Here is a 24,467-nt window from a genome sequence, read left to right on the forward strand (position 1 = left end):
TCATCCACAACTTGCTGTGGTTATCCACAAAATAATGCTTTACAGCTGCGCCCTTTCATCACACCATATCTTGTAAGGACGGGGTGCAAAGCATCTGTCCCTTGAGCAGGCACCAAGGCGTTGTGGGGCTGCCACCCCGCTGAGCTATAATGAATGAGGCCGGGCATGTCACTTTCCGAAGATTTCCTTCACACCGAGGAATTGCATCCGATCGATATCGTCGAGCATCTTGCCGAACACCACGACTGGGAGTTCGACCGCGTTGCCGATGATCAGATCGCCATGGCGGTCGAAGGGCAGTGGCGGACCTATTCGCTGACGCTGGCCTGGTCGGGCTATGACGAGACGCTGCGGCTGATCTGCACCTTTGAAATGGAGCCGCCGCAGGACAAGCTGCCGGCGCTTTACGAGACCCTGAACCGCACCAATGACATGTGCTGGTCCGGCACCTTCACCTATTGGAACGAGCAGCGGCTGATGGTCTTTCGCTATGGTTTGGTTCTGGCGGGCGGGCAGCTGGCCAGCGCCGAACAGATCGACCGGCTGATCGGGGCCGCCGTGGTGAATTGCGAACGGTTCTACCCGGCGTTCCAGCTGGTGTCCTGGGCCGATCAAAGCCCCGAAGAGGCGCTGAATGTAGCCATTGCAGAGGCCTACGGTCGCGCCTAACCTGCCCCCGAGGCAATATCGGGGGTCACCATGGATATCAACGAACGCGGGCTTGTGCTGCTGGGCTGTGGCAAGATGGGGTCCGCCATGCTGACCGGCTGGCTGGCGCAGGGCGTGCGTCCCGATGCGGTCTGGGTGGTCGATCCCTATCCGTCCGACTGGCTGCGCGATCTGGCGGCTCAGGGGTTGCGGCTGAATGTCGGTCTGCCCGCCAGCCCCGCCATCGTTCTGGTCGCGGTCAAGCCGCAGATGATGGCCGAGGCTCTACCGCAGCTGGTGGCGCTGGGCAATGGTGACACGCTGTTCCTGTCGGTCGCCGCAGGCACGCCGATTTCCTATTACGAGGGCGTTCTGGGCGCCGATACGCCGGTGATCCGCGCCATGCCCAACACGCCCGCCGCCGTGGGCCGGGGCATCACCGCGATCATCGGCAATGACCGCGCCTCTGACGCGCATCTGCGCGCGGCCGAAACCCTGCTGGGCGCGGTCGGGCAGGTGGTGCGGCTGGACGACGAGGGGCAGATGGATGCGGTGACGGCCGTGTCGGGCTCTGGCCCGGCCTATGTGTTCCACCTGATCGAAACCCTGGCCGCCGCTGGCGAGGCCGAGGGGCTGCCCGCCGATCTGGCGATGGCGCTGGCCAAGGCGACGGTGGGCGGGGCCGGGCAGTTGGCCGAAGATGCCTCTGACGACCCCGCGCAACTGCGGGTCAACGTGACCTCGCCCGGTGGCACGACGGCCGCCGCGCTGGGCGTTCTGATGGATGCCGACACCGGCTTTCCGGCCCTGCTGCGCCGCGCGGTCAAGGCCGCCGCCGATCGCAGCCGGGAGCTGGGCCAATGACCATCACATTCGACGATTTCCTCAAGGTCGATATCCGCGCCGGCCGCGTGACCCGGGCCGAGCCTTATCCAGAGGCGCGCAAGCCCGCGATCAAGCTGTGGGTCGATTTCGGCCCTGACCTGGGAGAGCGCAAGTCCTCGGCACAGATCACCCGGCATTATGCGCCAGACGAACTGGTCGGCCGCATGGTCATGGGGGTGGTGAACTTTCCGCCGCGCCAGATCGGCAAGTTCATGTCCGAGGTTCTGGTGCTGGGCGTGCCTGATGACGACGGCGAGGTGGTGCTGCTGGTGCCCGATCAGACCGTCACCCCCGGCGCAAGGATGTTCTGATGACCCGTATTCTGATCACCCGCCCGCTGCCCGAGGCGATTTGCGAGGCCGCGCGCCTGTTGCCCGGTGTCGAGGTCGAGGTGCGGCAGATGACCACCCCGATGAAGCCGGGAGAGATGCGCGGCGCGCTGGTCATCTTTGATGTCATTCTGCCGACGCTGGGCGATCTGTTTGCCGCCGATATCTTTGCCGATGTGCCCGAGCCACGCACCAAGCTGCTGGCCAATTTCGGGGTTGGCTATAACCATATCGATGTTGCCGCGGCCCGCGAGGCGGGGGTGGCGGTGACCAACACGCCCGGCGCGGTGACCGATGCGACGGCCGATATCGCCATGACCCTGATGCTGATGACCTGCCGCCGCGCGGGCGAGGGCGAGCGTCTGGTGCGCGCTGGCAACTGGCAGGGCTGGCACCCGGCGCAGATGCTGGGCACCCATGTGACGGGCAAGACCGTCGGCATCATCGGCATGGGCCGCATTGGCAAGGCCGTGGCGCGGCGCTGTCATTATGGGTTTGGCATGGATGTGGTGTTCTTTAACCGCTCGGCTGTGGCTGATCCGGGGATGCCCGCCGAACAGATGGACTCGATCGAGGCCGTGGCCCGCCGCGCCGATATCCTGGTGATTGCCGTGCCCGGAGGGGCCGAGACCCGCCACCTGATCGGGGCGCCGGTCTTTGCTGCGATGAAACGCTCGGGCATTCTGGTCAATATCTCGCGCGGCGATGTGGTGCATGAATCCGCGCTGGTCAAGGCGTTGCAGGCCAACCGGATCGCCGGTGCGGGGCTGGATGTCTACGAGTTCGAGCCGCAGGTGCCCGAGGCGCTGAAGCTGATGGAAAACGTCACCCTGCTGCCGCATCTGGGGACTGCCGCACAGGATGTGCGCGAAGCCATGGGCCTGATGGCGGTGGAAAACATCCGCGCCCATCTGGCGGGCCAGCCGTTGCCCAACGCGGTTTAAGCCGGGCTGTCGCCGACCGCTTGTCGCCAGTGACGCCGGCAAAGCGAGACGTAGGTCTCGTTGCCGCCGATCTGCACCTGCGCCCCGTCGCGCAGCGCCGTGCCGTCGGCGCCCTTGCGCATCACCATCGTGGCCTTTTTCCCGCAATGGCAGATGGTGCGCACCTCGCGCATTTCATCCGCCAGCGCCAGAAGGGCGGCAGAGCCGGGGAAAAGTTCGCCCCTGAAATCGACGCGCAGCCCATAGCACATCACGGGTATGCCCAGGTCATCGACCGCGCGGGCCAGTTGCCAGACCTGGCCGTGGCTCAGGAACTGGGCCTCGTCGATAAAGACGCAGGCGCAGGGCGCTTGCGACAACCGGTCGCGGATCATGTCGAAGAGGTTCGTAGTCGCGTCAAAGGTCTGGGCGTCTTCACCGATGCCGATGCGCGATTCAATGCGCCCCGGCCCGGCCCGGTCATCCAGGCGCGCGGTGATCAGCAGGGGCTGCATCCCGCGTTCGCGATAGTTATGCGCGGCCTGCAACAGGATCGTCGACTTGCCGGCATTCATGGTGGAGTAGTGGAAGTATAGCTTGGCCATGGCCGCTTATCCCGCCGGTGACGCGATCAATCAAGCGGCAAACCGAGATGCCCGGACCCCGGCAAATGGGGATGAGACCAAAGGCCCGGACATCTCGTAATAAATACTGTCACCAATACTGAATGGGTAGGACCGCCGCCCATGCCGATACCGGCTGGAGCATCCCCCCTAGATGCTGAACGACGCTCCCCAACCTCAATACCAGCGGCGGGGTCGCTGGACACTCGCACCGATCTTCATCTCCTGAAGACCTATTTCTATATGACAAATCCTTCGCGGGCGATTAATGGGAAAAGGGGGGCGAGTTTCCCCGTAGCGGTAACAATGTTGAATTGGATGAGGTAGATGGCTGGTATCGGGAGTTACCTGAAGAAGCACACCGAGGCGTTGGTCAAGGATGTCGGCATCGAGACAGCGTGCCGTCTGACCGGGCGATCCAAGGCGACCCTTGGTCGTTACTATTCGGATTCCGAGGAACATACCGACCGTTTCATGCCCATTGATGCCGTTGCCTCATTGGAAAAAGAGGCGCGTTTCCCCCATGTCACCACCGCCCTGGCCGAGCTGCAGGGCATCACGCTGTCGTATAACGAGGGCGCCAAGAAGAACACCGAAACGGGTGGGGTGAACTCGGATGTGGTGGCGCTGTCGCAGCGGTTTGCAATGCTGATGGCCGAATACAACCAGTCGATCGAGGATGGCATCATCACCATCAACGAGGCCAAGCGCCTGCTGCGCGAAACCAACGCGTTGCAGCATGTTTTGCTGGATATGAAGCTGCATCTCGAGGAAGAGGCGACCTGATTGCGGGCATGTGACGCAACGAAATCTGTCTGGAAAGGCGCTGCGGCGCCTTTTTTCTTGGCTGATTGTTGATTTGTAAACTTTACCGCCTAATATTACACATGTAGACAATTCTAGGGGTGATCATGCAATCTGCCGTCCTCCGACCCGCGCCCGATCCGGTTGCCGTGCTGACCAAGGCGGTTTGGCGCGCCTCGCGTATCCTGCGTCTGTCGCAAAGCGATCTGGCCGCCGTTCTGGGCGTGTCGCGATCGGCCGTGTCGAACGTGGCGACCAAGGGCGCGCTCTTGCCGCGCGATCGCAACACCCAGGAACTGGCCAAGACCTTTCTGCGTATCTTTCGGTCGCTGGATGCGATCGTGGGGGGCGATGAACGGGTCGCGGGCGACTGGCTGCGCAACCACAATACCGTGCTGGGCCGGCCGCCGCTTGAGGCGATGAAAACCATCGCCGGTATCGTGCATGTGATGGATTATCTCGACCAGCGCCGTGCCCCGCTTTGAGTTAAGCGCCGCCTCCGGGCGGGTGGCCCGTTTCGCCGAGGCGCAGCACCGCGTCGCCACGATGAAGCTGGTCGATGATCTGGACGAACAGGCGCTGCTCGAGGATCTGCTGGATGACAGCAAGCCGCCGGTGCCGCGCGACTGTGCACATCTGCACTATCTGTTCTACACGCCGTTCCGTTACGTTCCACACAGCGCCTCGCGGTTTCGCGGGGCGGGGGATGCGCGTGGGGTGCTTTATGCCGCCGAAACCCTGCGCACTGCCGCGGCCGAGGCCGCGTTTCATCTGTTGCGATTCTATATCGAAAGCCCCGACACGGGCTTTCCGTCGGGGCCAACGGAAAAGACCGCGTTCCGGCTGGGCTATGAAACGGCGGCGCGGTTCGATCTGACCGGCACGACCGACCCGGCGCTGACCGACCCGGTTGATTACACCGCCACCGTCGCCCTGGCCGAGGCGCTGCGGGCCGAGGGGGCCGAGGTGATCCGGTATCGGTCGGTGCGCGACCCGGATGCGGGGGCGAATATCGCCATCCTGACCTGCGCCGCCATCACCAGCACCGCGCCCGAAGACCGCGCGATCTGGCATTTCTGGCTGAAATCCGACCGGGTGATCGCGCGCGAACATGCGGGTGGCGGCGAAAGCCACGAGTTTTCGCACACCGCGTTTGACGGTGACCCGCGCGTGCGCGACTGGCTTAGTCGTCGGGACGCGTCAGGGTAAAGGTCTCGGTAATCGTGGCATAGTCGCGATAGCCCAGCCGGGCCAGCGCGCCGAATGTGGTGATGTCGAACTTGCCGTCGCGCAGGCAGTCGTCACGCAGATGCACGCCGGTGACCTGGCCAAAGATCACGTTGTTCGACTTGCCCTCAAGCTGCACGATCTGGGTCAGCTTGCATTCCAGGCTGGCGGGCGCGCCGGCGATGCGCGGGCAGGGGATGGTTTCGCAGTCGGCCTTGGCGATGCCGGCCTTGTCAAACTCGTCGACCTCGCGCGGCCAGCCGCCCGAGCTTTCGTTCATCGGGTGCATCATCGCGTATTCGACCATGTTCACGCAGAACACGCCGGTGGCGCGGATATGGGCCAGCGTGTCTTTCTCGGGGGTGCCATCGGGCTTGGTGCCGGTGGTGGCGAACATGATCTGCGGCGGCGAATAGGCCGCGCCGTTGAAGAACGAGAACGGGGCCAGGTTATCCTGCCCGTCGGCGCCGCGGGTCGACACCCAGGCGATCGGGCGCGGGGCGATGATGGCGTTGAACGGGTTATGGGGCAGGCCGTGGCCGTCTTGCGGGCGATAGAACATCGGGTTTCCTTTGCGCGTCCTGTTTGCCCAAGACCTAGCCCCGTGATAGGCCGGATTCCAGAAGGAATGTGAACGGGGCAGGGCGTGATCCGTCTTGAGCAGGAAACACCCGCCGACTGGTGGGAGGTCGAGGCACTTTATGACCTGTGCTTTGCGCCCGGGCGCGAGGCGCTGTCGTCCTATCGTCTGCGCGACAATGTGGCGCCGGTGCCCGAGCTGTGCGTCGTGGCGCGTGACGAACATGAGATCGTCGCGGGGGCCATCCGCTATTGGCCGGTGCTGGTGGGCGGACAAAAGGTGCTGTTGCTGGGCCCGGTCGCCGTGCACCCCACCCATCAGGGCGAGGGGCTGGGCGCGTTCCTGATCCAGGATTCGCTGGATCGCGCGGGGCGCGCGGGCTGGGCACGGGTGATGCTGGTGGGCGATGCCCCCTATTACAGCCGCTTTGGGTTCTCTCGGCTAAGCGAGGTCGAGATGCCGCCCCCCACCAACCCCGACCGGGTGCTGGGATACGAGCTGGTCGACGGCGCCTGGGATGGTGTGACCGGCACGGTCACCCGCTTTGAGGCGCCATAGCAGGCTTGCAGCACCGGCCACGCGGCCCCATCTTGGGCGCATGAGCAACCTAGTTCCCCATAACCCGATTCCCGATGTCGATGCGGCGCTGGATGCGCTGGCCCGGCGCTATCGCCAAGCCGGCGGGTTCGGGATAGAGGCGCTGAACATGGTCGGCGGGCAGGCCGAAAACCTGCTGGAACGCCTGCCGGCCCCGGTCAGGTCGCGGCTGGACACGGCCACCGCGCAAGCCTTGCGCGCGGCCTTTGACGTGGCGCATCTGTCGCGCGGCGGGCGCATTCCCGATGGCACGGGCTGGCAAAACACGCTGGTGACGGGCGCGATGGGCGCGGCGGGTGGTCTGGGTGGGTTGCCCACGGCGCTGGCAGAGCTGCCGGTCACGGTGACCGTTCTGTTGCGCGCGATTCAGGGGATCGCCGCCAGCCACGGCTTCGACCCGGCCGACCCGGCGGTGCGCGCGGCCTCGGTGCAGGTATTCGCAGCGGCGGGGCCGCTGGCGCGCGATGACGGGGCTGATCTGGGGTTTGTTGCCACGCGGGTTACGCTGACCGGCCCGGCGCTGAACGGGCTGATCGCGCGGGTTGCGCCCCGGTTGGCGGCGGCGCTGGGGCAAAAGCTGGCGGCGCAGACCGTGCCGGTGCTGGGCGCGGTGGCGGGTGCGGCGACCAACATGGCCTATACGCGCTATTACCAGCAGATCGCGCATGTGCAGTTCGGGTTGATGAACCTCAGCCGCGACAGCAACATCCCGCTAGAAGAGCTGAACGAGCGCCTGCGTCGCAGGTTGGAACGCCGGATCCCGCTGCGCTCGTAAAGCTGCGATTAAGGTCGCAAATGACAAATGGCTATTGGATTTCGCTATGCAGCTGCACCGTTGAGGCAGTGAATGGATTTCTTGTCGGCAACCTTTTTGACTAGTTGGGCAGTGTACGGCGTGAAGCGCTCGTCTCTTACAACCCGCTTCCCTAAGGCGTTACGGATCAGGAATCTAGCGAACAAATTCTTGTTCGAGACAAAGAGAACCCAACCATGAACTAGATCAGTGAATACCTTTTCCAGCTCAGTTCTCATGGGCTTTGATTGTAGAGGTGACGGACGGTGTCGGGTGTTGTTTCCGTCCTGCAAGGAAGCAGCAAGTATGAACTCGATGCCTTTGATATTAACACTTTTTATCATCCATGATGCTAGTACCAAGATCTCATCGGGAACATCCTGAGACCTTTTGGACTTCGCTTCGATTAGAGTGTTAAGGTTTTTAAACATTACTTCTATCGCATCGCCCTTATGGGCTTCGGCGCGAAGCTTCTGCTCGTTTCGCTTCTGGAGCAAGATGGCCAGAACAACAGCGATCAAGGTGCAGATAAGAAGTTCACTCATAGATGCTTCCCGTATTCTGAATCGAGGCTGCCATTCCCCTTAAATTTGGATTTTCGTTCCAGTTTCTCTTCCATCAGTTTGAGCTTATGATCGGTCTTCTTGTCAAGATTGTTATATTTACGCTTGGTTTCGTATTTCTGAACATGAATCTGATAAATCCCCTTTGCGTTCATCAGTAGAACGATACCCAACATCAGGAATATTAGTTGCCAGGGTGTAAAGTCTGCGTTCTTAACGGCTTCGGCAAGGGACTTGGATACCTCATCGAGCGTGCTCGCAGATACATCTGTGGAAGTAGAAGCCTTCGACAATACTTGCTCTCTAAGTTGTGAGTTCTGGGGTTGTACTAATAGCAGGGTTCACAATTACGTCGATAGTGAACTTTAGAATCTCTGGCGCCGCGCCTAAAGCGCCCAGCCGCCCTTGCTGAGATGTTCGATCACCGCGCCGCGGGCCGAGGCCTGACCCAGCCGCCCGGCATCGTCGATCACCGCTTTCAGCTCGCCCAGATGAACCTTGCGCAGCAGGTGCTTGACCGGCCCGATCGAGGCCGGGCGCATCGACAGAATACGGAACCCGATCGCCGCAAGGCACAGAGCCTCGACGGGGCGGCCGGCATCCTCGCCACAGAAAGACAGCGCCGTGCCCGTGGCGTTGCAGCGCTCGACGATCTGTTCAAGGAATTGCAGGAAGCTGACATTCAGCGTGTCATAGCGCCGCCGTACCAGCTCGTTTTCGCGGTCGGCGGCGAAAAAGAACTGTTTCAGGTCATTGCCGCCGATCGAGATGAAATCGACCGACTCGAAGAAACGGTCGGGCGCGTAGGCCAGGCTGGGGGTTTCCAGCATTGCGCCGATCTCGATCTTTTCGGGCACCGGGCGGCCCAATTTCTGCTCCTGTTTCAGAACATGGTCGAGATGACCCTTGGCCTCGTAGAATTCCGACGCCTCGGCGACAAAGGGGAACATGATGGTCAGCGGTCGCGTGCCTGCCGCGCGCACCAGCGCCTGCAACTGCATCCGCATCACGCCGGGCTTGTCCAGGCCGACCCGGATCGCGCGCCAACCCAGGGCGGGGTTGGGTTCCTCTTCGCGCTTCATATAGGGCAGCACCTTGTCCGACCCGATGTCGAGCGTGCGAAAGGCCACGCGTTTGCCGCCCGCCGCGTCCAGCACCCGCGAATAGAGCGCGGCCAGCTCGGCCCGCTGGGGCATCTGGCTGCGGACCAGGAATTGCAGCTCGGTTCGGAACAGGCCCACGCCCTCGGCGCCTGAGCCCGACAGCGACGGCAGATCGGCCATCAGCCCGGCATTCATATGCAGCGCGATGGTCTGGCCATCGAGTGTGAGCGCAGGCTTGCGCCGGATCGAGACATAGCGTTGCAGCGCCTTGGCATGCATGGCCATCTTGTCGTGAAAGGCGGCCGCGACGCTTTCCTCGGGGCGCAGATGCACCACGCCCTGTTCGCCGTCCAGCAGCACATAGTCGCCGTTCAGCGCCTCGGTGGTGATGCGCTCGGCGTGGATGATCAGCGGAATGGCCAGCGCGCGCGCCACGATGGCGGCGTGGCTGCCGACCGAGCCCTCTTCGAGGATGATGCCCTTCAGCTTGCGGCCATAGGACAGCAATTCGCCGGGGCCGATGTTGCGGGCGATCAGAACCGGGTCTTTGGGCAGGCTGGCGCCGGTGTCATGGCCCTGGCCGGTCAGGATGCGCAGCAGGCGGTTCGACAGGTCGTCGAGATCTTGCAGGCGCTCGCGCAGATAGGGATCGGGCACGGTTTCCATGCGGGCGCGGGCGGCGGATTGTTCCTTTTCCACGGCCGCTTCGGCCGACAGGCCGCGGGCGATGTCCTCTTCCATGCGGCGCATCCAGCCGCGGGAATTGGCGAACATGCGATAGGCCTCGAGCACCTCAAGCTGCTCGGCATCGCCCGATCCGGCGATCGACAGCATGTCATCGACCGACAGGCGCAGCTGATCGACGGCGGCGTGCAGGCGGATGCTTTCGGCCTCGGGGTCGTCGGCCACAAGGTTGGTGATGACCACGCGCGGCTCGTGCAGCCAGACATGGCCGGCGGCCACACCTTCCTGGCCGACGCCGCCGCGGAACATGACGGGCTGTTGGTGCAGGGCGGCCATGGCGGGGTCGTCGCCGACAAAGGCGCCCAGCTCGGTCATCTCGGCCACGACCATGGCCACGACTTCCAGGGCATAGACCTCGTCTTCGGAATATTGCCGGGCCTCTTTCGACTGCACGACCAGCACGCCCAGCCGTTCGCCAAGGCGCTGGATCGGCACGCCCAGGAACGAGGAATAAATCTCTTCCCCGGTTTCCGGCATATAGCGGAAACCCTTTTCGGCGGGGGCGTTGCCCGAGTTGATTGGACGCTGTTCACGCGCAACGCGGCCGACCAGGCCTTCGCCCACGCGCATCCGGGTCTTGTGCACGGCTTCGGGCTTGAGGCCCTCGGTCGCGCACAGTTCCAAAGTATCGGCGTCGCGGAACAGGTAGATCGAGCACACCTCGGTGCGCATCGAGTCGGCGATGATATGTGTGATGCGGTCAAGCCGTTCCTGCCCCTTGCCCGGTTCGGCAAGGGTGTCCCGCAAACGGCGTAGCAGTTTGCGGCTCTCGCTTTCACTGTCCGTGCGTTCGGACATTCACTCCGTCACTCAGGCTGTTTTTTCCAGTCCGAACGCATCATGAAGGGCTTGGACGGCAAGTTCCATATATTTCCGGTCGATCAGCACGGAAATCTTGATTTCCGAGGTCGAGATGACCTTGATGTTCACGCCTTCGGCAGAAAGCGATTCAAACATCTTGGCGGCAACGCCGGTATGGCTGCGCATGCCGATGCCCACCACCGAAACCTTGGCGACATCCTTGTCGGCGACCAGGCCGTGGAAATTGATCTCGCCGTCATCCTTGGCCTTCAGAACGGCCTGTTCGGCGCGGGCGACCTGGTTGACCGGGCACGAGAAGGTGATGTTGGTGCGGCCTTCTTCGCTGATGTCCTGAACGATCATATCGACGTTCACGCCGGCCTCGGCCAGCGGGCCAAAGATCGCCGCGGCGACGCCGGGGCGGTCGGCGACCGAGATCAGGGTCATTTTGGCCTCGTCGCGCGAGTAGGCGACACCGGAGACTACATTGCTTTCCATGATTTCCTCCTCCGAGCAGACCAGAGTGCCGGATGTTTCATCGTTGTCTTCAAAGCTCGACAGCACGCGCAGGCGCACGTTGAACCGCATCGCCAGCTCGACCGAGCGGGTTTGCAGAACCTTGGCGCCGAGGCTGGCCAGTTCCAGCATTTCCTCGAACGCGATCTTGTCCAGCTTGCGGGCCTTGTCGGTGATGCGCGGATCGGTGGTATAGACCCCGTCCACGTCGGTATAGATGTCGCAGCGCTCGGCGTCGAATGCGGCGGCAAAGGCCACGGCGGTGGTATCGCTGCCGCCCCGGCCCAGCGTGGTGATGCGGCCCTCGGGGCTGATGCCCTGGAACCCGGCGACCACGGCCACCTTCATGCCTTCGGCGAACTTGGCGTCGATATTGTCGCGCGGAATTTCTTCGATGCGGGCGGCGGCGTGGGCGCTGGTGGTTTTCAGCGGCACCTGCCAGCCCTGCCAGCTGCGGGCGGGTACGTCCATTTCCTGCAGGGTCAGCGCCATCAGGCCGGCGGTGATATTCTCGCCCGAGCTGACCACCGCATCATATTCGCGCGCGTCATACAGGGGCGAGGTGGTCTCGACCCAGTTCACCAGCTCGTTGGTCTTGCCCGACATGGCCGATACGATGACGATCACGTCATAGCCGCGCTCGACCTCGCGTTTGACCTTTTCGGCCGCGTTCTTGATGCGGTCGAGGTCGGCAACCGAGGTGCCCCCGAATTTCATAACTAGAAGCGGCATCACTTGCCCCTGTGCTTTTCCGTCGGGCGCTCTCTAGGTCAAGAGGGGCCTCAGGGCAAGTGGGCACAGGGGGGATTCGCGCCGCGGGGGGCCGAAAATCAGGGCCTAGTTGGTCTTGCGGCCCGACATGAAGGGCAGGGGGGCGATCGGCACGCCTTCTTCGATCAGGGCGCGGGCCTCGTCCAGCCTGGCCTCGCCGTGAATCACGCGTTCCGGCGCGTCGCCGGAATGGATGCGCCGGGCCTCGTCGGCAAAGTTGTCGCCCACGTAATCCGAGTTTTCCTCGATCTTGCGGCGCAGTTCGGCCAGGGCCTGTTCGGCGGGGCTGGCGGGGGCACTGAGCGGGCGATCGGGGGTGTCGTCGCGCGATTGCGACAGGCGCGGCGCCATCAGGCCCTTGGTCACCTCGGTGCCGCCGCAGACCGCGCAAGACACCATCCCCGCCGCCAGCAGCTTGTCAAAGGCGTCGGCGGACTGGAACCAGCTGTCAAAGCTGTGGCCCTTGTCGCAATTCAGCGCGTAACGGATCATCGGTCTTCCCGGTTTGGTGCGGACTCTTAAAATAAGCATTCCGCGGGCGCGATCAATCCGTCAGGCGCGTAGTGGACAATCGGCGCACGCGGGCTAGCATGCCCGGCAGGAGGCGCGGATGCCGGAACAGAGCAGCGATATTCCCCGGTTCATCGGGTCCGAGATCTATCGGAATTCGAGCTATGGCAAGTGGCATCCGCTGCGGGTGCCGCGGGTATCGACGGTGATGGATCTGGCGCGCGCCATGGGCTGGCTGGCGCCGGGGCAGTTCGTGCAAAGCCCGCGCGCCAAGCCCGAGGCGCTGGCGCTGTGGCATGACCCTGATTACCTGGCGGCGCTGGTCCGAGCCGAGGACCGGCAAGAGGTCACCGAGGCGGATAGGGCGCGGTATGGTCTGGGCACGGCCTCGAACCCGGTCTTTGCCGAGATGTACCGCCGTCCGGCCACCGGGGCGGGCGGGTCGCTGCTGGCGGGCGAGATGCTGGCCGGGGGCGGGGTGGTCTATCACCCGGCCGGGGGCACGCATCACGGGCTGCGCGGGCGGGCCAACGGGTTTTGCTACCTCAACGATCCGGTGCTGGCGATCCTGTCCCTGCGGCGCAACGGCGCCCGGCGGGTGGCCTATGTCGATATTGATGCCCACCACCCCGACGGCGTCGAAGAGGCCTTTGCCGATGACGGCGACGTGCTGATGATCAGCGTTCACGAAGAACACCGCTGGCCCTTTACCGGCGCGCTTGAGGATCAGGGGGTGGGCAACCTCTTTAACCTGCCGGTGCCGCGCGGGCTGAATGATACCGAGTTCGCGGCCATTCTCGATCAGCTGATCTTGCCGTGCGTGGCCGCGTTCAGGGCCGATGCGGTGGTGCTGCAATGCGGGGCTGACGCCGTGGACGAAGACCCGCTGTCGCGGCTGGCCCTGTCGAACAACGCGCATTGGGCGGCCGTTGCGGCGCTGCGGCCCATGGCGCCACGGTATCTGGTGCTGGGCGGGGGCGGCTATAACCCGTGGTCGGTGGGGCGGCTTTGGGCCGGTGTCTGGGCGACGCTGGCGGGGCATGACATTCCCGACCGTCTGCCCCCTTTGGCTGAGGCGGTGCTGCGTGGCCTGACATTCGAGGGCAACAGCCGCGGCCGCAACCCGCCCGATCATCTGTTCACAACCCTGCGCGACACACCGCGCCCGGGCCCGCTGCGTGACGAGATCCGCACCCGGCTGGCCCGGCTTGGCGAAAGGCCCGCCCCATGATCCGCAGCTTTGTTGCCCTTGCTATCCCCGATCCGGCCACTGACGCGCTGGCCGATCTGCAACGGCATCTGCCCGCGCCGCGCCTTGTGCCGCCCGAGAACATGCACCTGACGCTGGTGTTTCTGGGTGATCTGAATGACGGCCAGCTGGACGAGCTGCATATGCAGCTGTCGGCCATCCGCGCCAAACGGTTCGATCTGTGCGTAGCCGGGCTGGACGTGTTCGGCGGCGACCGGCCCCGGCAGGTGCATGCGGTGCCGCATCGCTGCGAGGCGCTGGATATGTTGCAGGCGGCGGTGACGCGGGCCGCGCGGCGCGCCGGTCTGACGCCCGAGCGGCGCCGGTTTCGCCCGCATATCACCTTGGCGCGGCTGAACCTGCAGGCCGATTTTGCTGCGATCGGGCGGTTCGTGGCCACGCGGGCGGTGCTGCCGGGGCCGCAATTCGGGGTGGATGCGTTTCATCTTTATTCATCGCACCTGTCACCCAAGGGGCCGCGCTATGACGTGATGGCTAGTTATCCGCTGAGTGAATGACGTTCAAAATGCGGTCGGCCAGATCGCCCAGGGCCTCGGTGCCGCGCATCGGGTCGATCACGGCACGGGCGCGGTCGGGCAGGGGATCGGTGCGGGCCGGGTCGCGCAGGATGTCGGCCAGATCGACCGCGTCACGCACCAGTAGGCTGGCCCCGGCCTGTTGCAGGGCCGCGTAGGCGTCGGCGAAATTGTCCAGATGCGGGCCATGCACGATGGCACTGTCATAGGCGGCGGGCTCGAACGGGGTGTGGCCGCCGCGCGGCACCAGCGAGCCGCCGACGAATGTCACCCCGGCCAGCGCATACCACAGAGGCATCTCGCCCATCGTGTCGGCCAGATGCACGGGCTGATCGGGCATTTGCCCCGCCGATTGACGTGAACATCCCAGCCCGCCCTCGGTGATCATCGTGGCCAGATCATCGCCCCGTCGCGGGTGGCGCGGGGCCAGGATCAGCCTTAGCTCGGGCCGGTCGTGGCGGGCGCGGACAAAGGCGCTGAGGATGATCTCGTCCTCGCCCTCGTGGGTCGAGGCCGCCAGCACCGTCGCCGCGCGTGGCAGCAGCGGGCGCAACCGCGCCAGCGTGTCGGCCGGGGGGGCGGGGATGTCCTGGGTCAGCTTGAGGTTCACCACAGGCGCGATGCGGTCAGGTGTCAGGCCCAGCTGGGCAAAGCGGCGTTGCGACGCGGTATCTTGTGCCGACAGCAGAGTGATCGCCGACATGATGCGCTCAGCCATCGCCGGGCGGCGGGCCCAGCCGCGGGCGCTGCGCTGTGACATCCGGGCCGAGGCCACGATCACGGGCTTGCCAGCGGCCTGCATCATGGTCAGGCGGTTGGGCCAAAGTTCGTTCTCGATCACGATCAGCGCTTGCGGGCGCAGGTTTGCCATGAACCGGCGCAGCGCCCAGCGGAAATCCAGCGGCGCCAACCGGGCCGCGACACCGGGCAGCCCCCAACCCGCGACCAGATCACGCCCGGTGGTGGTGTTGCAGGTGACGGTGATGGTCAGGTCGGGGGCCTTGGCCAGCATCGCCTCGATCAGAGGGCGGGCGGCCATGGCCTCTCCGTTCGAGGCGGCGTGCAGCCAGACCGTCGGGGCGGGTTCCCGGTCGCCGCCGCCCAGCCGTTGCGACAGCCCGCCTGCCCGCGCCGCGCGGATCAGCAGGGCGGGTGCCAGAAAGCAAAGCAGAAGGCGGTAGAAAAGCACGTCGGGCCCCGGAACAGTTCGTCCCCAGCACTAAGCCCAGCCACCGGGCCATGCAAGCGATGCGGTGCCCGTGTTCGAATCGAGATTTCCGCTCAATGGGTTCGCGCCGAGGATGAAGGTGCGGAGCTTTGATCGGGTTTTGCGTGGGATTTGCCCGCCCGCCGGTCCGGCGCGGGAAACTATCTGTCGTGTCGCCGCAGTAAAGTTTCGTTGTATTTCAAGGAGAATTTGAAAGGATGTGAAGAAATTTACACAAATTTTCAGGTAAGCGGTAAGTAAATTCACAAAATACTGTAAGAAATTCAGAGCCTAATTCCTTGCGGGGGGTGTGTTTGGTAAAGTGACCGTGATTTTTTGCTGTGCAATTGGCGAAAATTGGCCGATTGTGGGCCGGCATGCGCCGATTTCGAGGGGGAAGCTTTATCCGAGCGATCCGATAGGCATGAGTAGGCGGGCTGCCGTTTGCTTGTCTGTCGTGATGCGGACCTGAAAACGGCAATTCACCTGCGGTCCGCGACCCGATGATCGGGCGGCGCCGCAAAAGAAAAGAATACCTGGCGCAAACGCGCCTCGACGGGAGGACAGACCGGCATGAGTGCCACCGACACCGCTACCAACGTGATTCTTTTGGGCCCCCCGGGGGCCGGCAAGGGCACCCAGGCCCGTATTCTGATGGACAAGTTTGGTCTTGTTCAGCTGTCGACGGGCGATCTGCTGCGTGGCGCCGTTGCCGCCGGCACCGATGCCGGCAAGGCGGCCAAGGCGGTGATGGAAGCGGGCGGCCTTGTGTCCGACGACATCGTCATCGCCATCGTGAACGACCGCCTGGACGAGCCGGATGTCGCCAGCGGTGTGATCTTTGACGGCTTTCCGCGCACCGTTGCCCAGGCCGGCGCGCTGGACAAGCTGCTGACCGACAAGGGCATGAGCCTGGACGTGGTGATCTCGATGGAAGTCGACGATGCCGCGATGGTCGAACGTATTTCCGGTCGTTACACCTGCGCCAAATGCGGCGAAGGCTATCACGACACGCACAAGAAGCCCGCGAAAGAGGGTGTGTGCGACAGCTGTGGCGGCACAGAGTTCAAACGCCGCGCCGATGACAATGCCGAAACGGTGGCAGAGCGTCTCAAGGCCTATCACGCCGAGACCGCCCCGTTGATCGCCTACTACAGCGATTCCGGCAAACTGAAGGCCATTGATGCAATGGCCGATATCAACCTGGTTTCTCAGTCCATGGCCGACGCGCTCGGGAATGGCTGAAACGTCCTGATCGTCGCGGCAGGAGGGCTGCGGCTTCAGATCAAAAGTAAGGGAGACTTTCATGGCAGAAACATCCGCTAGCGATAAGGCCTATTGGGCTGCCAACATCCGCATTGTGAAGTGGTGTATGGTGCTCTGGCTTATCGTTCCGTTCGGATTCGGTATTCTCCTGCGGCCGATGCTTTCGGGCATCTCCGTGGGTGGTTCGGATCTTGGCTTCTGGGTTGCTCAGCAGGGTTCGATCCTGCTGTTCCTGGGAATCATCTTTTTCTACGCCTGGCGTATGAACAAGCTCGACGCCGAATACGGCGTTGAGGAATAAGAGGGACAGCAACGATGAGTCAGTTTGCAATTAACTTGATCTTTGTGGGGGCGTCGTTCGCGCTCTACATCGGGATCGCAATCTGGGCCCGCGCGGGCTCGACCTCTGAATTCTACGCCGCTGGTCGTGGCGTTCACCCCGTCGTCAACGGTATGGCGACTGGCGCTGACTGGATGTCGGCGGCGTCGTTCATCTCGATGGCGGGTCTGATCGCCTTCGTCGGTTACGACAACTCGACCTTCCTGATGGGCTGGACCGGTGGTTACGTGCTGCTTGCACTGCTGCTTGCCCCCTATCTGCGCAAGTTCGGCAAATTCACCGTGCCGGAGTTCATCGGCGACCGCTTCTACAGCCCGACCGCGCGCCTTGTGGCCGTGATCTGTCTGATCGTGGCGTCGGTGACCTATGTTATCGGTCAGATGACCGGTGTTGGCGTGGCCTTCGGTCGCTTCCTGGAAGTGTCCAACACCACCGGTCTGCTGATCGGTGCCTGCGTGGTGTTCGCCTACGCTGTGTTCGGCGGCATGAAGGGTGTGACCTACACCCAGGTGGCCCAGTACTGCGTGCTGATCACCGCCTACACCATCCCGGCGATCTTCATCTCGCTGCAGCTGACCGGCAACCCGATCCCGGCCCTGGGCCTGTTCGGCGATCACGCTGCTTCGGGTGAACCGCTGCTGGCCAAACTGGACGCCGTCCTGCTGGAGCTTGGCTTTGCCGAGTATACCGTGCACAGCGCCGATACTCTGAACATGGTGCTCTTCACCCTGTCGCTGATGATCGGTACCGCTGGTCTGCCCCACGTTATCATGCGCTTCTTCACCGTGCCGCGCGTGGCTGACGCCCGTTGGTCGGCTGGCTGGGCGCTGGTGTTCATCGCGCTGCTGTATCTGACTGCCCCGGCTGTTGGTGCAATGGCTCGCCTGAACATCGTCGACCAAATGTGGCCGAACGGTACCCAGGGTGAACCCGTCTCGCTGGCCCAGATCGAAAGCGATCCGGCCTACCAGTGGATGGAAAACTGGGAAAAGACCGGCCTGCTGGGTTGGGAAGACAAGAACGGCGACGGCAAGATCCAGTTCTACAACGACGCTTCGCCCGCTATGGCTGAACGCGCCGCTGCGAACGGTTGGACCGGTAACGAACTGACCAAGTTCAACCGCGACATCCTGGTTCTGGCCAACCCCGAAATCGCCAACCTGCCCGGCTGGGTTATCGGTCTGGTGGCTGCGGGTGGTCTGGCTGCTGCTCTGTCGACGGCTGCCGGCCTGCTGCTGGCGATCTCGTCGGCCGTGTCTCACGACCTGATGAAGGGTCAGCTGACCCCGAACATGTCGGAGAAAAACGAGCTGCTGTCGGCACGTATCGCCATGGCCGTTGCCATCGGTGTTGCGACCTACCTGGGTCTGAACCCCCCGGGCTTCGCCGCTCAGACCGTGGCTCTGGCCTTTGGTCTGGCTGCTGCGTCGATCTTCCCGGCTCTGATGATGGGTATCTTCAGCAAGCGCGTGAACAACAAGGGTGCCGTTGCCGGTATGCTGGTTGGTCTGGGCGTGACCATCGTCTACATCTTCCTGCACAAGGGCTGGTTCTTTGTGCCGGGCACCAACAGCTTTGACGACAGCGACCCGCTGCTGCTGTCGATCAAGTCGACCTCGTTCGGCGCTGTTGGCGCGGCTCTTAACTTCCTGGTTGCGATCGTTATTTCGAACGCCACCGAAGAGCCGCCGGCAGAGATCCAGGAGCTGGTCGAAAGCGTCCGCATCCCGCGTGGTGCCGGTGCCGCTGTCGATCACTAAGGTTCGATAAAAAGCCGGAGAGGACATTCTGTCCTCTCCACCTTTCCGGCGGTGTGGGCTAGACTCATGCCGCCGGAATGCCCTCTAGCCCCTGGTTGGTCTGGGCCGCCGCGATGGCCCGGCAGACGCACACGCGACCCCACAAGTGCAGGAGGATGTCCGTGCAGGACGATCAAAGCCGAATTCTCGCCAATCTGTTGCAATATGCGCCCTTCGACGCCCTTCCGCGCGAACTGGGTGCGGACCTGGCGCCCAAGCTGGAATGCCGTGATGTCGATCAGGGCAACGTTCTGTTCGCCAAGGGTGATGCGCTGAGCGGCCTTTTCCTGGTCACGACCGGCCGTTTCGACGTCATCGGCGATGGCGATGAGGTCGTGTCGCATCGCGGCCCGGGTGATATCACCGGCGAACGCGGGCTGCTGCGCGATGGCAAGGCCATCCTGACCGTGCGCGCCGCGGTCAAGTCGCGGGTCATCCTCATCCCGTCGACCTCTTTCCACGATCTTCTCAAGCGCGACGACGGTTTTGCCGCCTGGTTCGAACGCTCGGCCCCCACTGCGGTGGTCGAACCCGACACCGCCGCCACCGGTCTGACCGCGCTGCATGTGTCCGACCTGATGGTCAACACGCCGATCACCTGTTCGCAAAACAGCACCATCACTGAGGTCGCGCGGATCATGCGCGATAACGGCATTTCGTCCGTGATGGTCACCGAGGGCGATGCCCTGAGCGGGATCATCACCAAGCACGACCTGACCAACAAGGTGCTGGCCGAGGGCCTGAGCGGCGACACGCCGGTCTCGCAGGTGATGACCGCCAACCCGATCACCGTATCGCCCGCCGCGCTGGGGCTGGATGCGCTGATGATCCTGGCCGAGAAAAAGATCAATCACCTGCCGGTGCAGGACCACGGCCGCCTGGTGGGCCTGATCGGCACCACCGACCTGGTGCGCCAGCAGGCCACCACGGCCAGCCATATGGTGGCAGAGATCGCCCGCTGCGACAGCGCCGAGGACATGGCGCGGCACATGAAGAACGTGCCCCAGTTGCTGGTGCAGCTTGTCGGCTCGGGCACCCGGCACGAGGCGATCACCCGCCGCATCACCGATATCACCGACGCCATCACCCGGCGACTGCTGACGCTGGCCGAACAGAAATTCGGCCCCGCGCCCGTGCCCTATCTGTGGGCCGCCTGTGGCAGCCAGGGCCGGCGCGAACAGACCGGGGTGTCGGATCAGGACAACTGCCTGATCATCGACGACAGCATGTCGCCCGGCGACGACGCCTATTTCAAGGAGATGGCGAGTTTCGTGTCCGACGGGCTGGATACCTGCGGGTTCGTCTATTGCCCCGGCGACATGATGGCCACCGCCGACCGCTGGCGCCAGCCGATGCGGGTGTGGCGTGACTATTTCTCGAAATGGATCGGGCAACCCGACAACGAGGCGCAGATGCTGGCCTCGGTCATGTTCGATCTGCGACCGATCGGCGGCAACGGTGCGCTGTTCGATGCGTTGCAGGACGAGACCCTGCACATGGCGCGCGGCAACTCGATCTTTGTTGCGCATATGATCGCGAACTCGCTGAAACATACGCCGCCGCTCAGCCTGTTCCGGGGGTTCTCGCTGATCCGCTCGGGTGAGCATAAGAACATGGTCGATCTGAAACATAACGGCGTGGTGCCGGTGGTCGATCTGGGCCGGGTCTATGCGTTGCAGGGTGGGCTAGAGGCCGTGAACACCCGTGACCGGCTAGAGGCCGCCCGTGATGCGGGCGTGGTATCGGCCTCGGGCGCGCAGGATCTGCTGTCGGCCTATGACCTGATCGCCGAAACCCGGCTGCGCCATCAGGCCGCGCAAATCCGTGCGGGCGCCAAGCCCGACAACTTCATGGCGCCCGATGCGCTTTCAGACCTTGACCGAAGCCACCTTCGCGATGCCTTTATGGTGGTCAAGACAATGCAATCGGCGCTGGGCCAAAGCCGCGGCGCCTAAGAAAAAGACGGGACAGGGATGTTTATTGAACTGATTGCCACCGTGGCCGCGGGGCTGGGCGCTGCGGGCATTATTCTGCTGCTCAACAAGATTCTGCGCGGGATGCTGCCGCGCTGGTTTCTGCCTGCGGGCGCGGGCCTGGCAATGATCGGTTTTTCGGTCTGGTCGGAATACACTTGGGCCGAGCGCACCATCAACCAACTGCCCGAAGGGGTGGTGGTCGTGCGCGAGATCGAACAGACCGCCGCGTGGAAGCCCTGGTCCTATGCCAAGCCGCAGATCACGCGGGTGATCGCGGTTGATCTGGCCGGGGTGCAACGCCGCGACGACATGCCCGATCTGAGGCTTTTCACCATGCTGCTATACGGGCGGTGGCTGGCTCCCAGCCAGGTTCCGCAGCTGTTTGACTGTTCCGCGCCCGCACGCGCGGATGTGACCGACGCCGCCTTGGCCAATCCGATGGAGGATGCGAATTGGCAACCGGTGCCGGCTGATGACGAGTTGTATGAGGTGCTGTGCAACGCCTGAGGAAAGAGGAGGTTCCGAATGGCGCAGAAAAAAGTTCTTCTGGTAGAAGACGAAGACAATATCGCCCTGGCTTTGGGCTATCTGATCGGCAAACAAGGCTATGAGATGCACCGCGTCGCTGATGGCGATGCCGCGCTGACCGCAGTCGAAGAACACAAGCCCGATCTGGTGGTTCTGGACGTGATGCTGCCCGGGCGGTCGGGATACGAGGTGTGCCAGGTCATTCGCCGCGACCCGGCGTTGAACAACATGCGTATCCTGATGATGACCGCGCGCGGAGGAGAGGTCGAACGCCGCAAGGGGCTGGCGCTGGGGGCGGATGCCTTCATGACCAAGCCGTTCTCGGCCAAGGATCTGGCCGCCAAGATCGACGAGTTGCTGTCGGGAGGGGTTGCCGATGGCTGAGAAACTGGGGCTGCGCGCCCGGTTCGCGCTGTTCTTTGCAGCGCTGGCGCTGGGCGGGACGGTGGCGATTGCCGCTGGCCTGTGGTGGGGGCACAGCCGCTCGGGCGGGGCCGCGCCGATCGACAGCTACATCATTGCCGGCGTGGCCGCGGTGGCGGGGTTGATCGGGCTGACCGTCTGGGTCGCCTTTCTGTTCGATGAAAACGTGGCCAAGCCCATTCTGGGGCTTGCCTCTGACCTGCACACCCGGGCGCAGGCCGATGTCTCGATAGAGATCGACCAGGCCCAGGGTCGCTATCTGGGCGCGCTAGCACCGGCGGCCAATGCCATTCACCACGCCCTGGCCGAGACCCGCGCCGCACAAGAACGTCTGATCGCCGAGGAGACCGCGCGGCTGAACAGCGAAAAGGCGCTGTTCGCGGTGCTGTTGCGTGACCTTGCCGAAGGCGTTGTCGTGGCCACGCCCGACCTGCGGGTGATGCTGTATAACCGCGAGGCCCACGGCCTGTTGGGCAATCTGGGGCTGGGGCGGCCGGTCAAGGCGTTCTTGCGGCCCGAGCCGCTGCTGCACGCGCTGGACCGGCTCGAGGCGCAGCTGGCGCGCGGGGTGGAAGAGGCCGAAAAGTTCCTGACCGCCAGCGCCGACGGATCGCGCATGTTGCTGGCCCGGGTCAGCCCGGTGATCAGCGAGGGCGAGCGCAAGGGCTATGTGCTGATGTTCCACGATGCCACCGAGGATCTGGAATCCCATGCCGAGCGCGACCACCTGTTTAACACGCTGCTGGAACGCGTGCGCCGGCGCACGGCGGCGCTGAACATGGTGCTGGACGTGGTGGATGCCGAACCCGACATGGCCGCCGAGGCGCGCGGCGTGTTCCGCACCGCGATGATGGACGAAGTGGCCGAGATGACCGACACGCTCAGCGAGATGAGCGCCCGCCACGAAGAGGCGCTGGCGCGGCACTGGCCGATGTCGTCTGTGGCCTCGAGCGACATTTTCGACGCGCTCAAGGCGCGGCACGACCGGGTGTTCACCATCGAGGGCGACGAGCAGTTCCTGAAATGCGACGGCTTTGCCGTGCTGGAAATGATGGACATGATCGTGCGCGGGCTACGGTCCGAGGACGGGCGCGAGGGCTTTACCCTGCGGGCCGAGCCGCAGGGCAAAGAGGTTTGGCTGATCCTGGAATGGGCCGGGGCCGAGGCCAGCGACGGCATGATCGACCGCTGGCTTAGGGCGCCCTTGTCCGAGGGCTATGGCCAGTATTCGGGGCGTGACGCCCTGGAAGGGCACCGCACCGAGATCTGGCCCGAACGCGGCAGTGACAGCAACAGCCACCGCATCGTTCTGCCGCTGCATTCGGCGCAGGTGCGCGAGCTGACGCCGGTGGATGCGCGGCCCGAGTTCTATGATTTCAACCTGTCGCAGGTTGAGATCGATTCCGACTGGGCCGATCAGAAGCTGTCGGAAATGAGCTTTGTCGTGTTCGACACCGAAACCACCGGTCTGACGCCCCGCCAGGGCGACGAGATCGTGCAGATCGCCGGGGTGCGGATCGTCAACGGGCGGATGCTGAAGGGCGAGGAATTCGACACGCTGGTCGATCCCAAGCGCAACATTCCGGCCGCCTCGACCGCAGTGCATCACATCAGCAATGACATGATCAAGGGCGCGCCCGATATCGCTACGGCGGGGCGCGAGTTCCATGATTTCTGTCATGGCTCGGTTCTGGTCGCGCATAACGCGCCCTTCGACATGACCTTCCTGAACCTCAAGGAAGAGGTGATCGGCCGCAAGTTCGATCAGCCGGTTCTGTGTACGGTTCTGCTGTCGGCGCTGCTGTTCGACCACTCGTCCCAGCATACGCTCGACGCGCTGGCCGAACGGTTCGGCGTGGTGATCCCGCCAGAGCTGCGGCACACGGCGATGGGCGACACCCGGGCCACGGCCGAGGTGTTCCTGCAGCTGATCCGCCTGCTTGAGGCTGACGGGATCACCACGCTGGGCGAGGCGATCAACGCGGCCAACCGCATGGCGCAAATCCGCAAGATGCAGAACTACTAGGTCAGACCGAGACCGCCGCCAGCAACCTTTCCTCAGCGACGTCAGCCTTGGCGCCGCTGAGGGTCACACGGCCCTGGTTCAGCACGTAGAACTCGTCAGCCAGCCCATAGGCGAATTTGAAGAACTGCTCGACCAGCACGATGGCCATCGTGTTCTGGTCGCGCAGATATTCGATCACGCGCCCGATCTGCTGCATGATATTGGGCTGGATGCCTTCGGTCGGCTCGTCCAGCAACAAGAGCTTGGGCTTGGTGATCATCGCGCGGGCGATGGCCAGCTGTTGCTGTTGGCCGCCTGACAGATCGCCACCCCGGCGGTTCTGCATTTCCTTCAGCACCGGGAACAGCTCGTAGATCTCATCAGGGATCATGTGTTCGCCACGGGGCAGGCAGGCATAGGCGGTTTCCATGTTTTCCCTGACGGTCAGCAGCGGAAAGATCATCCGCCCCTGCGGCACGTATCCCACGCCCTTGTGTGCCAGGTGATGGGCGGGCGGCCTGGCCAGGGTTTCGCCGTTCAGTACGATGTCGCCGCCTGATCGGTGATGTGTGCCCGACAGCGCCTTAAGCAGGCTGGTCTTGCCCACGCCATTGGTGCCCATGACGCAGGTGATCTTGCCGGTCTCGGCCACCATGTCGATATCATAGAGGATCTGGCTGCCGCCGTAATGCAGGGTCAGGGTCTTGGTTTCCAGCATGGT

General features: G+C 63.7%; 27 protein-coding genes. 18 read left to right on the forward strand and 9 right to left on the reverse strand.

Going from position 1 to position 24,467, the window contains the following annotated elements; all coding sequences use genetic code 11:
• Nucleotides 1-165 precede the first annotated feature (165 nt).
• Genes OE856_RS00765 through OE856_RS00780 form a run of 4 tightly spaced genes read left to right on the forward strand, consistent with a single transcriptional unit; the run spans nucleotide 166 to nucleotide 2,806 of the window.
• The gene (locus tag OE856_RS00765; RefSeq protein ID WP_263714138.1) at nucleotides 166-669 is read left to right on the forward strand and encodes a YbjN domain-containing protein; all 504 of its coding nucleotides are present in this window, start codon (nucleotides 166-168) and stop codon (nucleotides 667-669) included.
• Between the two features lie 30 nt (nucleotides 670-699).
• Complete coding sequence (proC, locus tag OE856_RS00770) at nucleotides 700-1,512, forward strand: pyrroline-5-carboxylate reductase (RefSeq protein WP_263714139.1); 813 nt, start codon at nucleotides 700-702, stop codon at nucleotides 1,510-1,512.
• Nucleotides 1,509-1,844: a tRNA-binding protein gene (locus OE856_RS00775; RefSeq protein WP_263714140.1), complete on the forward strand. Its 336-nt coding sequence runs from the start codon at nucleotides 1,509-1,511 to the stop codon at nucleotides 1,842-1,844. Before proC ends, OE856_RS00775 begins: the two co-directional genes overlap by 4 nt.
• Nucleotides 1,844-2,806, forward strand: coding sequence for a 2-hydroxyacid dehydrogenase (locus OE856_RS00780; RefSeq protein WP_263714141.1), 963 nt, complete (start codon nucleotides 1,844-1,846; stop codon nucleotides 2,804-2,806). The genes OE856_RS00775 and OE856_RS00780 overlap by 1 nt, the downstream gene beginning before the upstream one ends.
• Here OE856_RS00780 and OE856_RS00785 read toward each other — a convergent pair.
• Nucleotides 2,803-3,390, reverse strand: a complete 588-nt coding sequence (locus tag OE856_RS00785) for a thymidine kinase (RefSeq protein ID WP_263714142.1) — start codon at nucleotides 3,388-3,390, stop codon at nucleotides 2,803-2,805. The genes OE856_RS00780 and OE856_RS00785 overlap by 4 nt on opposite strands.
• A gap of 345 nt (nucleotides 3,391-3,735) precedes the next feature.
• On the opposite strand from OE856_RS00785, the gene OE856_RS00790 reads away from it, so the two are divergent.
• The 3 genes from OE856_RS00790 to OE856_RS00800 all read left to right on the forward strand — a co-directional run bounded on the left by OE856_RS00790 (nucleotide 3,736) and on the right by OE856_RS00800 (nucleotide 5,421).
• A complete protein-coding gene (locus OE856_RS00790) occupies nucleotides 3,736-4,194 on the forward strand; it encodes a hypothetical protein (protein WP_263714143.1) in 459 nt (152 codons plus the stop codon).
• A 125-nt stretch (nucleotides 4,195-4,319) separates the two neighbouring features.
• Entirely contained in the window at nucleotides 4,320-4,697 is a 378-nt protein-coding gene (locus tag OE856_RS00795) for an antitoxin Xre/MbcA/ParS toxin-binding domain-containing protein (protein WP_263714144.1), read from the forward strand.
• Nucleotides 4,698-4,719: 22 nt separating this feature from the next.
• Nucleotides 4,720-5,421, forward strand: a complete 702-nt coding sequence (locus OE856_RS00800) for an RES family NAD+ phosphorylase (protein WP_263714145.1) — start codon at nucleotides 4,720-4,722, stop codon at nucleotides 5,419-5,421.
• Here the strand turns inward: OE856_RS00800 and OE856_RS00805 are convergent.
• A complete protein-coding gene (locus tag OE856_RS00805) occupies nucleotides 5,396-6,001 on the reverse strand; it encodes a flavin reductase family protein (RefSeq protein WP_263714146.1) in 606 nt (201 codons plus the stop codon). The two genes, OE856_RS00800 and OE856_RS00805, sit on opposite strands and share 26 nt — an antisense overlap.
• Nucleotides 6,002-6,085: 84 nt before the next feature.
• Between OE856_RS00805 and OE856_RS00810 the strand changes: the two genes are divergently transcribed.
• Nucleotides 6,086-6,577, forward strand: coding sequence for a GNAT family N-acetyltransferase (locus OE856_RS00810; RefSeq protein WP_263714147.1), 492 nt, complete (start codon nucleotides 6,086-6,088; stop codon nucleotides 6,575-6,577).
• 40 nt (nucleotides 6,578-6,617) lie between these two features.
• The gene (locus OE856_RS00815; protein ID WP_263714148.1) at nucleotides 6,618-7,391 is read left to right on the forward strand and encodes an EcsC family protein; all 774 of its coding nucleotides are present in this window, start codon (nucleotides 6,618-6,620) and stop codon (nucleotides 7,389-7,391) included.
• A 44-nt stretch (nucleotides 7,392-7,435) separates the two neighbouring features.
• On the opposite strand, the gene OE856_RS00820 is transcribed toward OE856_RS00815, so the two are convergent.
• The 5 genes from OE856_RS00820 to OE856_RS00840 all read right to left on the reverse strand — a co-directional run bounded on the left by OE856_RS00820 (nucleotide 7,436) and on the right by OE856_RS00840 (nucleotide 12,399).
• The gene (locus OE856_RS00820; RefSeq protein ID WP_263714149.1) at nucleotides 7,436-7,954 is read right to left on the reverse strand and encodes a hypothetical protein; all 519 of its coding nucleotides are present in this window, start codon (nucleotides 7,952-7,954) and stop codon (nucleotides 7,436-7,438) included.
• Nucleotides 7,951-8,265, reverse strand: coding sequence for a hypothetical protein (locus OE856_RS00825; protein ID WP_263714150.1), 315 nt, complete (start codon nucleotides 8,263-8,265; stop codon nucleotides 7,951-7,953). Before OE856_RS00825 ends, OE856_RS00820 begins: the two co-directional genes overlap by 4 nt.
• A gap of 93 nt (nucleotides 8,266-8,358) precedes the next feature.
• Entirely contained in the window at nucleotides 8,359-10,617 is a 2,259-nt protein-coding gene (gene ptsP / locus OE856_RS00830; RefSeq protein WP_263714151.1) for a phosphoenolpyruvate--protein phosphotransferase, read from the reverse strand.
• Between the two features lie 12 nt (nucleotides 10,618-10,629).
• Nucleotides 10,630-11,868 (reverse strand): aspartate kinase, encoded by a 1,239-nt coding sequence (locus OE856_RS00835; protein WP_263714152.1) that lies wholly within the window; start codon nucleotides 11,866-11,868, stop codon nucleotides 10,630-10,632.
• Nucleotides 11,869-11,973: 105 nt separating this feature from the next.
• A complete protein-coding gene (locus OE856_RS00840; RefSeq protein WP_263714153.1) occupies nucleotides 11,974-12,399 on the reverse strand; it encodes a DUF1178 family protein in 426 nt (141 codons plus the stop codon).
• 118 nt (nucleotides 12,400-12,517) lie between these two features.
• Here OE856_RS00840 and OE856_RS00845 point away from each other — a divergent pair, with 118 nt between their 5' ends.
• The gene (locus OE856_RS00845) at nucleotides 12,518-13,648 is read left to right on the forward strand and encodes an acetoin utilization protein AcuC (protein WP_263714154.1); all 1,131 of its coding nucleotides are present in this window, start codon (nucleotides 12,518-12,520) and stop codon (nucleotides 13,646-13,648) included.
• A complete protein-coding gene (gene thpR, locus OE856_RS00850) occupies nucleotides 13,645-14,184 on the forward strand; it encodes an RNA 2',3'-cyclic phosphodiesterase (RefSeq protein WP_263714155.1) in 540 nt (179 codons plus the stop codon). The genes OE856_RS00845 and thpR overlap by 4 nt, the downstream gene beginning before the upstream one ends.
• Here the strand turns inward: thpR and OE856_RS00855 are convergent.
• Nucleotides 14,162-15,391: a 3-deoxy-D-manno-octulosonic acid transferase gene (locus tag OE856_RS00855; RefSeq protein ID WP_263714156.1), complete on the reverse strand. Its 1,230-nt coding sequence runs from the start codon at nucleotides 15,389-15,391 to the stop codon at nucleotides 14,162-14,164. The genes thpR and OE856_RS00855 overlap by 23 nt on opposite strands.
• A gap of 591 nt (nucleotides 15,392-15,982) precedes the next feature.
• On the opposite strand from OE856_RS00855, the gene OE856_RS00860 reads away from it, so the two are divergent.
• The 7 genes from OE856_RS00860 to OE856_RS00890 all read left to right on the forward strand — a co-directional run bounded on the left by OE856_RS00860 (nucleotide 15,983) and on the right by OE856_RS00890 (nucleotide 23,767).
• The gene (locus tag OE856_RS00860) at nucleotides 15,983-16,654 is read left to right on the forward strand and encodes an adenylate kinase (RefSeq protein WP_263714157.1); all 672 of its coding nucleotides are present in this window, start codon (nucleotides 15,983-15,985) and stop codon (nucleotides 16,652-16,654) included.
• 61 nt (nucleotides 16,655-16,715) lie between these two features.
• Nucleotides 16,716-16,976: a DUF4212 domain-containing protein gene (locus tag OE856_RS00865; RefSeq protein ID WP_263714158.1), complete on the forward strand. Its 261-nt coding sequence runs from the start codon at nucleotides 16,716-16,718 to the stop codon at nucleotides 16,974-16,976.
• 14 nt (nucleotides 16,977-16,990) lie between these two features.
• Nucleotides 16,991-18,775, forward strand: a complete 1,785-nt coding sequence (locus OE856_RS00870; protein ID WP_263714159.1) for a sodium:solute symporter family protein — start codon at nucleotides 16,991-16,993, stop codon at nucleotides 18,773-18,775.
• Between the two features lie 155 nt (nucleotides 18,776-18,930).
• A complete protein-coding gene (locus tag OE856_RS00875; RefSeq protein WP_412174843.1) occupies nucleotides 18,931-20,769 on the forward strand; it encodes a putative nucleotidyltransferase substrate binding domain-containing protein in 1,839 nt (612 codons plus the stop codon).
• An 18-nt stretch (nucleotides 20,770-20,787) separates the two neighbouring features.
• The gene (locus OE856_RS00880; RefSeq protein ID WP_263714161.1) at nucleotides 20,788-21,297 is read left to right on the forward strand and encodes a hypothetical protein; all 510 of its coding nucleotides are present in this window, start codon (nucleotides 20,788-20,790) and stop codon (nucleotides 21,295-21,297) included.
• Between the two features lie 18 nt (nucleotides 21,298-21,315).
• A complete protein-coding gene (locus OE856_RS00885; protein WP_263714162.1) occupies nucleotides 21,316-21,702 on the forward strand; it encodes a response regulator transcription factor in 387 nt (128 codons plus the stop codon).
• Nucleotides 21,695-23,767, forward strand: coding sequence for an exonuclease domain-containing protein (locus tag OE856_RS00890; protein ID WP_263714163.1), 2,073 nt, complete (start codon nucleotides 21,695-21,697; stop codon nucleotides 23,765-23,767). The genes OE856_RS00885 and OE856_RS00890 overlap by 8 nt, the downstream gene beginning before the upstream one ends.
• 1 nt (nucleotide 23,768) lies before the next feature.
• Here the strand turns inward: OE856_RS00890 and urtE are convergent, their stop codons facing one another.
• Nucleotides 23,769-24,464 carry an urea ABC transporter ATP-binding subunit UrtE gene (gene urtE / locus OE856_RS00895; protein WP_263714164.1) on the reverse strand — a complete coding sequence of 232 codons (696 nt, stop codon included), beginning with the start codon at nucleotides 24,462-24,464 and terminating at the stop codon, nucleotides 23,769-23,771.
• Nucleotides 24,465-24,467: the final 3 nt, after the last annotated feature.

It is taken from the genome of Actibacterium sp. XHP0104 (assembly GCF_025751515.1).
GTDB lineage: Bacteria > Pseudomonadota > Alphaproteobacteria > Rhodobacterales > Rhodobacteraceae > Actibacterium_D.

Coding starts and splice junctions, on each gene's coding strand:
- OE856_RS00765 (WP_263714138.1), top strand. CDS start 166: ATGTCACTTTCCGAAGATTTCCTTCACACCGAGGAATTGCATCCGATC.
- proC (WP_263714139.1), top strand. CDS start 700: ATGGATATCAACGAACGCGGGCTTGTGCTGCTGGGCTGTGGCAAGATG.
- OE856_RS00775 (WP_263714140.1), top strand. CDS start 1,509: ATGACCATCACATTCGACGATTTCCTCAAGGTCGATATCCGCGCCGGC.
- OE856_RS00780 (WP_263714141.1), top strand. CDS start 1,844: ATGACCCGTATTCTGATCACCCGCCCGCTGCCCGAGGCGATTTGCGAG.
- OE856_RS00785 (WP_263714142.1), bottom strand. CDS start 3,390: ATGGCCAAGCTATACTTCCACTACTCCACCATGAATGCCGGCAAGTCG.
- OE856_RS00790 (WP_263714143.1), top strand. CDS start 3,736: ATGGCTGGTATCGGGAGTTACCTGAAGAAGCACACCGAGGCGTTGGTC.
- OE856_RS00795 (WP_263714144.1), top strand. CDS start 4,320: ATGCAATCTGCCGTCCTCCGACCCGCGCCCGATCCGGTTGCCGTGCTG.
- OE856_RS00805 (WP_263714146.1), bottom strand. CDS start 6,001: ATGTTCTATCGCCCGCAAGACGGCCACGGCCTGCCCCATAACCCGTTC.
- OE856_RS00815 (WP_263714148.1), top strand. CDS start 6,618: ATGAGCAACCTAGTTCCCCATAACCCGATTCCCGATGTCGATGCGGCG.
- OE856_RS00820 (WP_263714149.1), bottom strand. CDS start 7,954: ATGAGTGAACTTCTTATCTGCACCTTGATCGCTGTTGTTCTGGCCATC.
- ptsP (WP_263714151.1), bottom strand. CDS start 10,617: ATGTCCGAACGCACGGACAGTGAAAGCGAGAGCCGCAAACTGCTACGC.
- OE856_RS00835 (WP_263714152.1), bottom strand. CDS start 11,868: ATGCCGCTTCTAGTTATGAAATTCGGGGGCACCTCGGTTGCCGACCTC.
- OE856_RS00840 (WP_263714153.1), bottom strand. CDS start 12,399: ATGATCCGTTACGCGCTGAATTGCGACAAGGGCCACAGCTTTGACAGC.
- OE856_RS00845 (WP_263714154.1), top strand. CDS start 12,518: ATGCCGGAACAGAGCAGCGATATTCCCCGGTTCATCGGGTCCGAGATC.
- thpR (WP_263714155.1), top strand. CDS start 13,645: ATGATCCGCAGCTTTGTTGCCCTTGCTATCCCCGATCCGGCCACTGAC.
- OE856_RS00860 (WP_263714157.1), top strand. CDS start 15,983: ATGAGTGCCACCGACACCGCTACCAACGTGATTCTTTTGGGCCCCCCG.
- OE856_RS00865 (WP_263714158.1), top strand. CDS start 16,716: ATGGCAGAAACATCCGCTAGCGATAAGGCCTATTGGGCTGCCAACATC.
- OE856_RS00870 (WP_263714159.1), top strand. CDS start 16,991: ATGAGTCAGTTTGCAATTAACTTGATCTTTGTGGGGGCGTCGTTCGCG.
- OE856_RS00875 (WP_412174843.1), top strand. CDS start 18,931: ATGTCCGTGCAGGACGATCAAAGCCGAATTCTCGCCAATCTGTTGCAA.
- OE856_RS00880 (WP_263714161.1), top strand. CDS start 20,788: ATGTTTATTGAACTGATTGCCACCGTGGCCGCGGGGCTGGGCGCTGCG.
- OE856_RS00885 (WP_263714162.1), top strand. CDS start 21,316: ATGGCGCAGAAAAAAGTTCTTCTGGTAGAAGACGAAGACAATATCGCC.
- OE856_RS00890 (WP_263714163.1), top strand. CDS start 21,695: ATGGCTGAGAAACTGGGGCTGCGCGCCCGGTTCGCGCTGTTCTTTGCA.
- urtE (WP_263714164.1), bottom strand. CDS start 24,464: ATGCTGGAAACCAAGACCCTGACCCTGCATTACGGCGGCAGCCAGATC.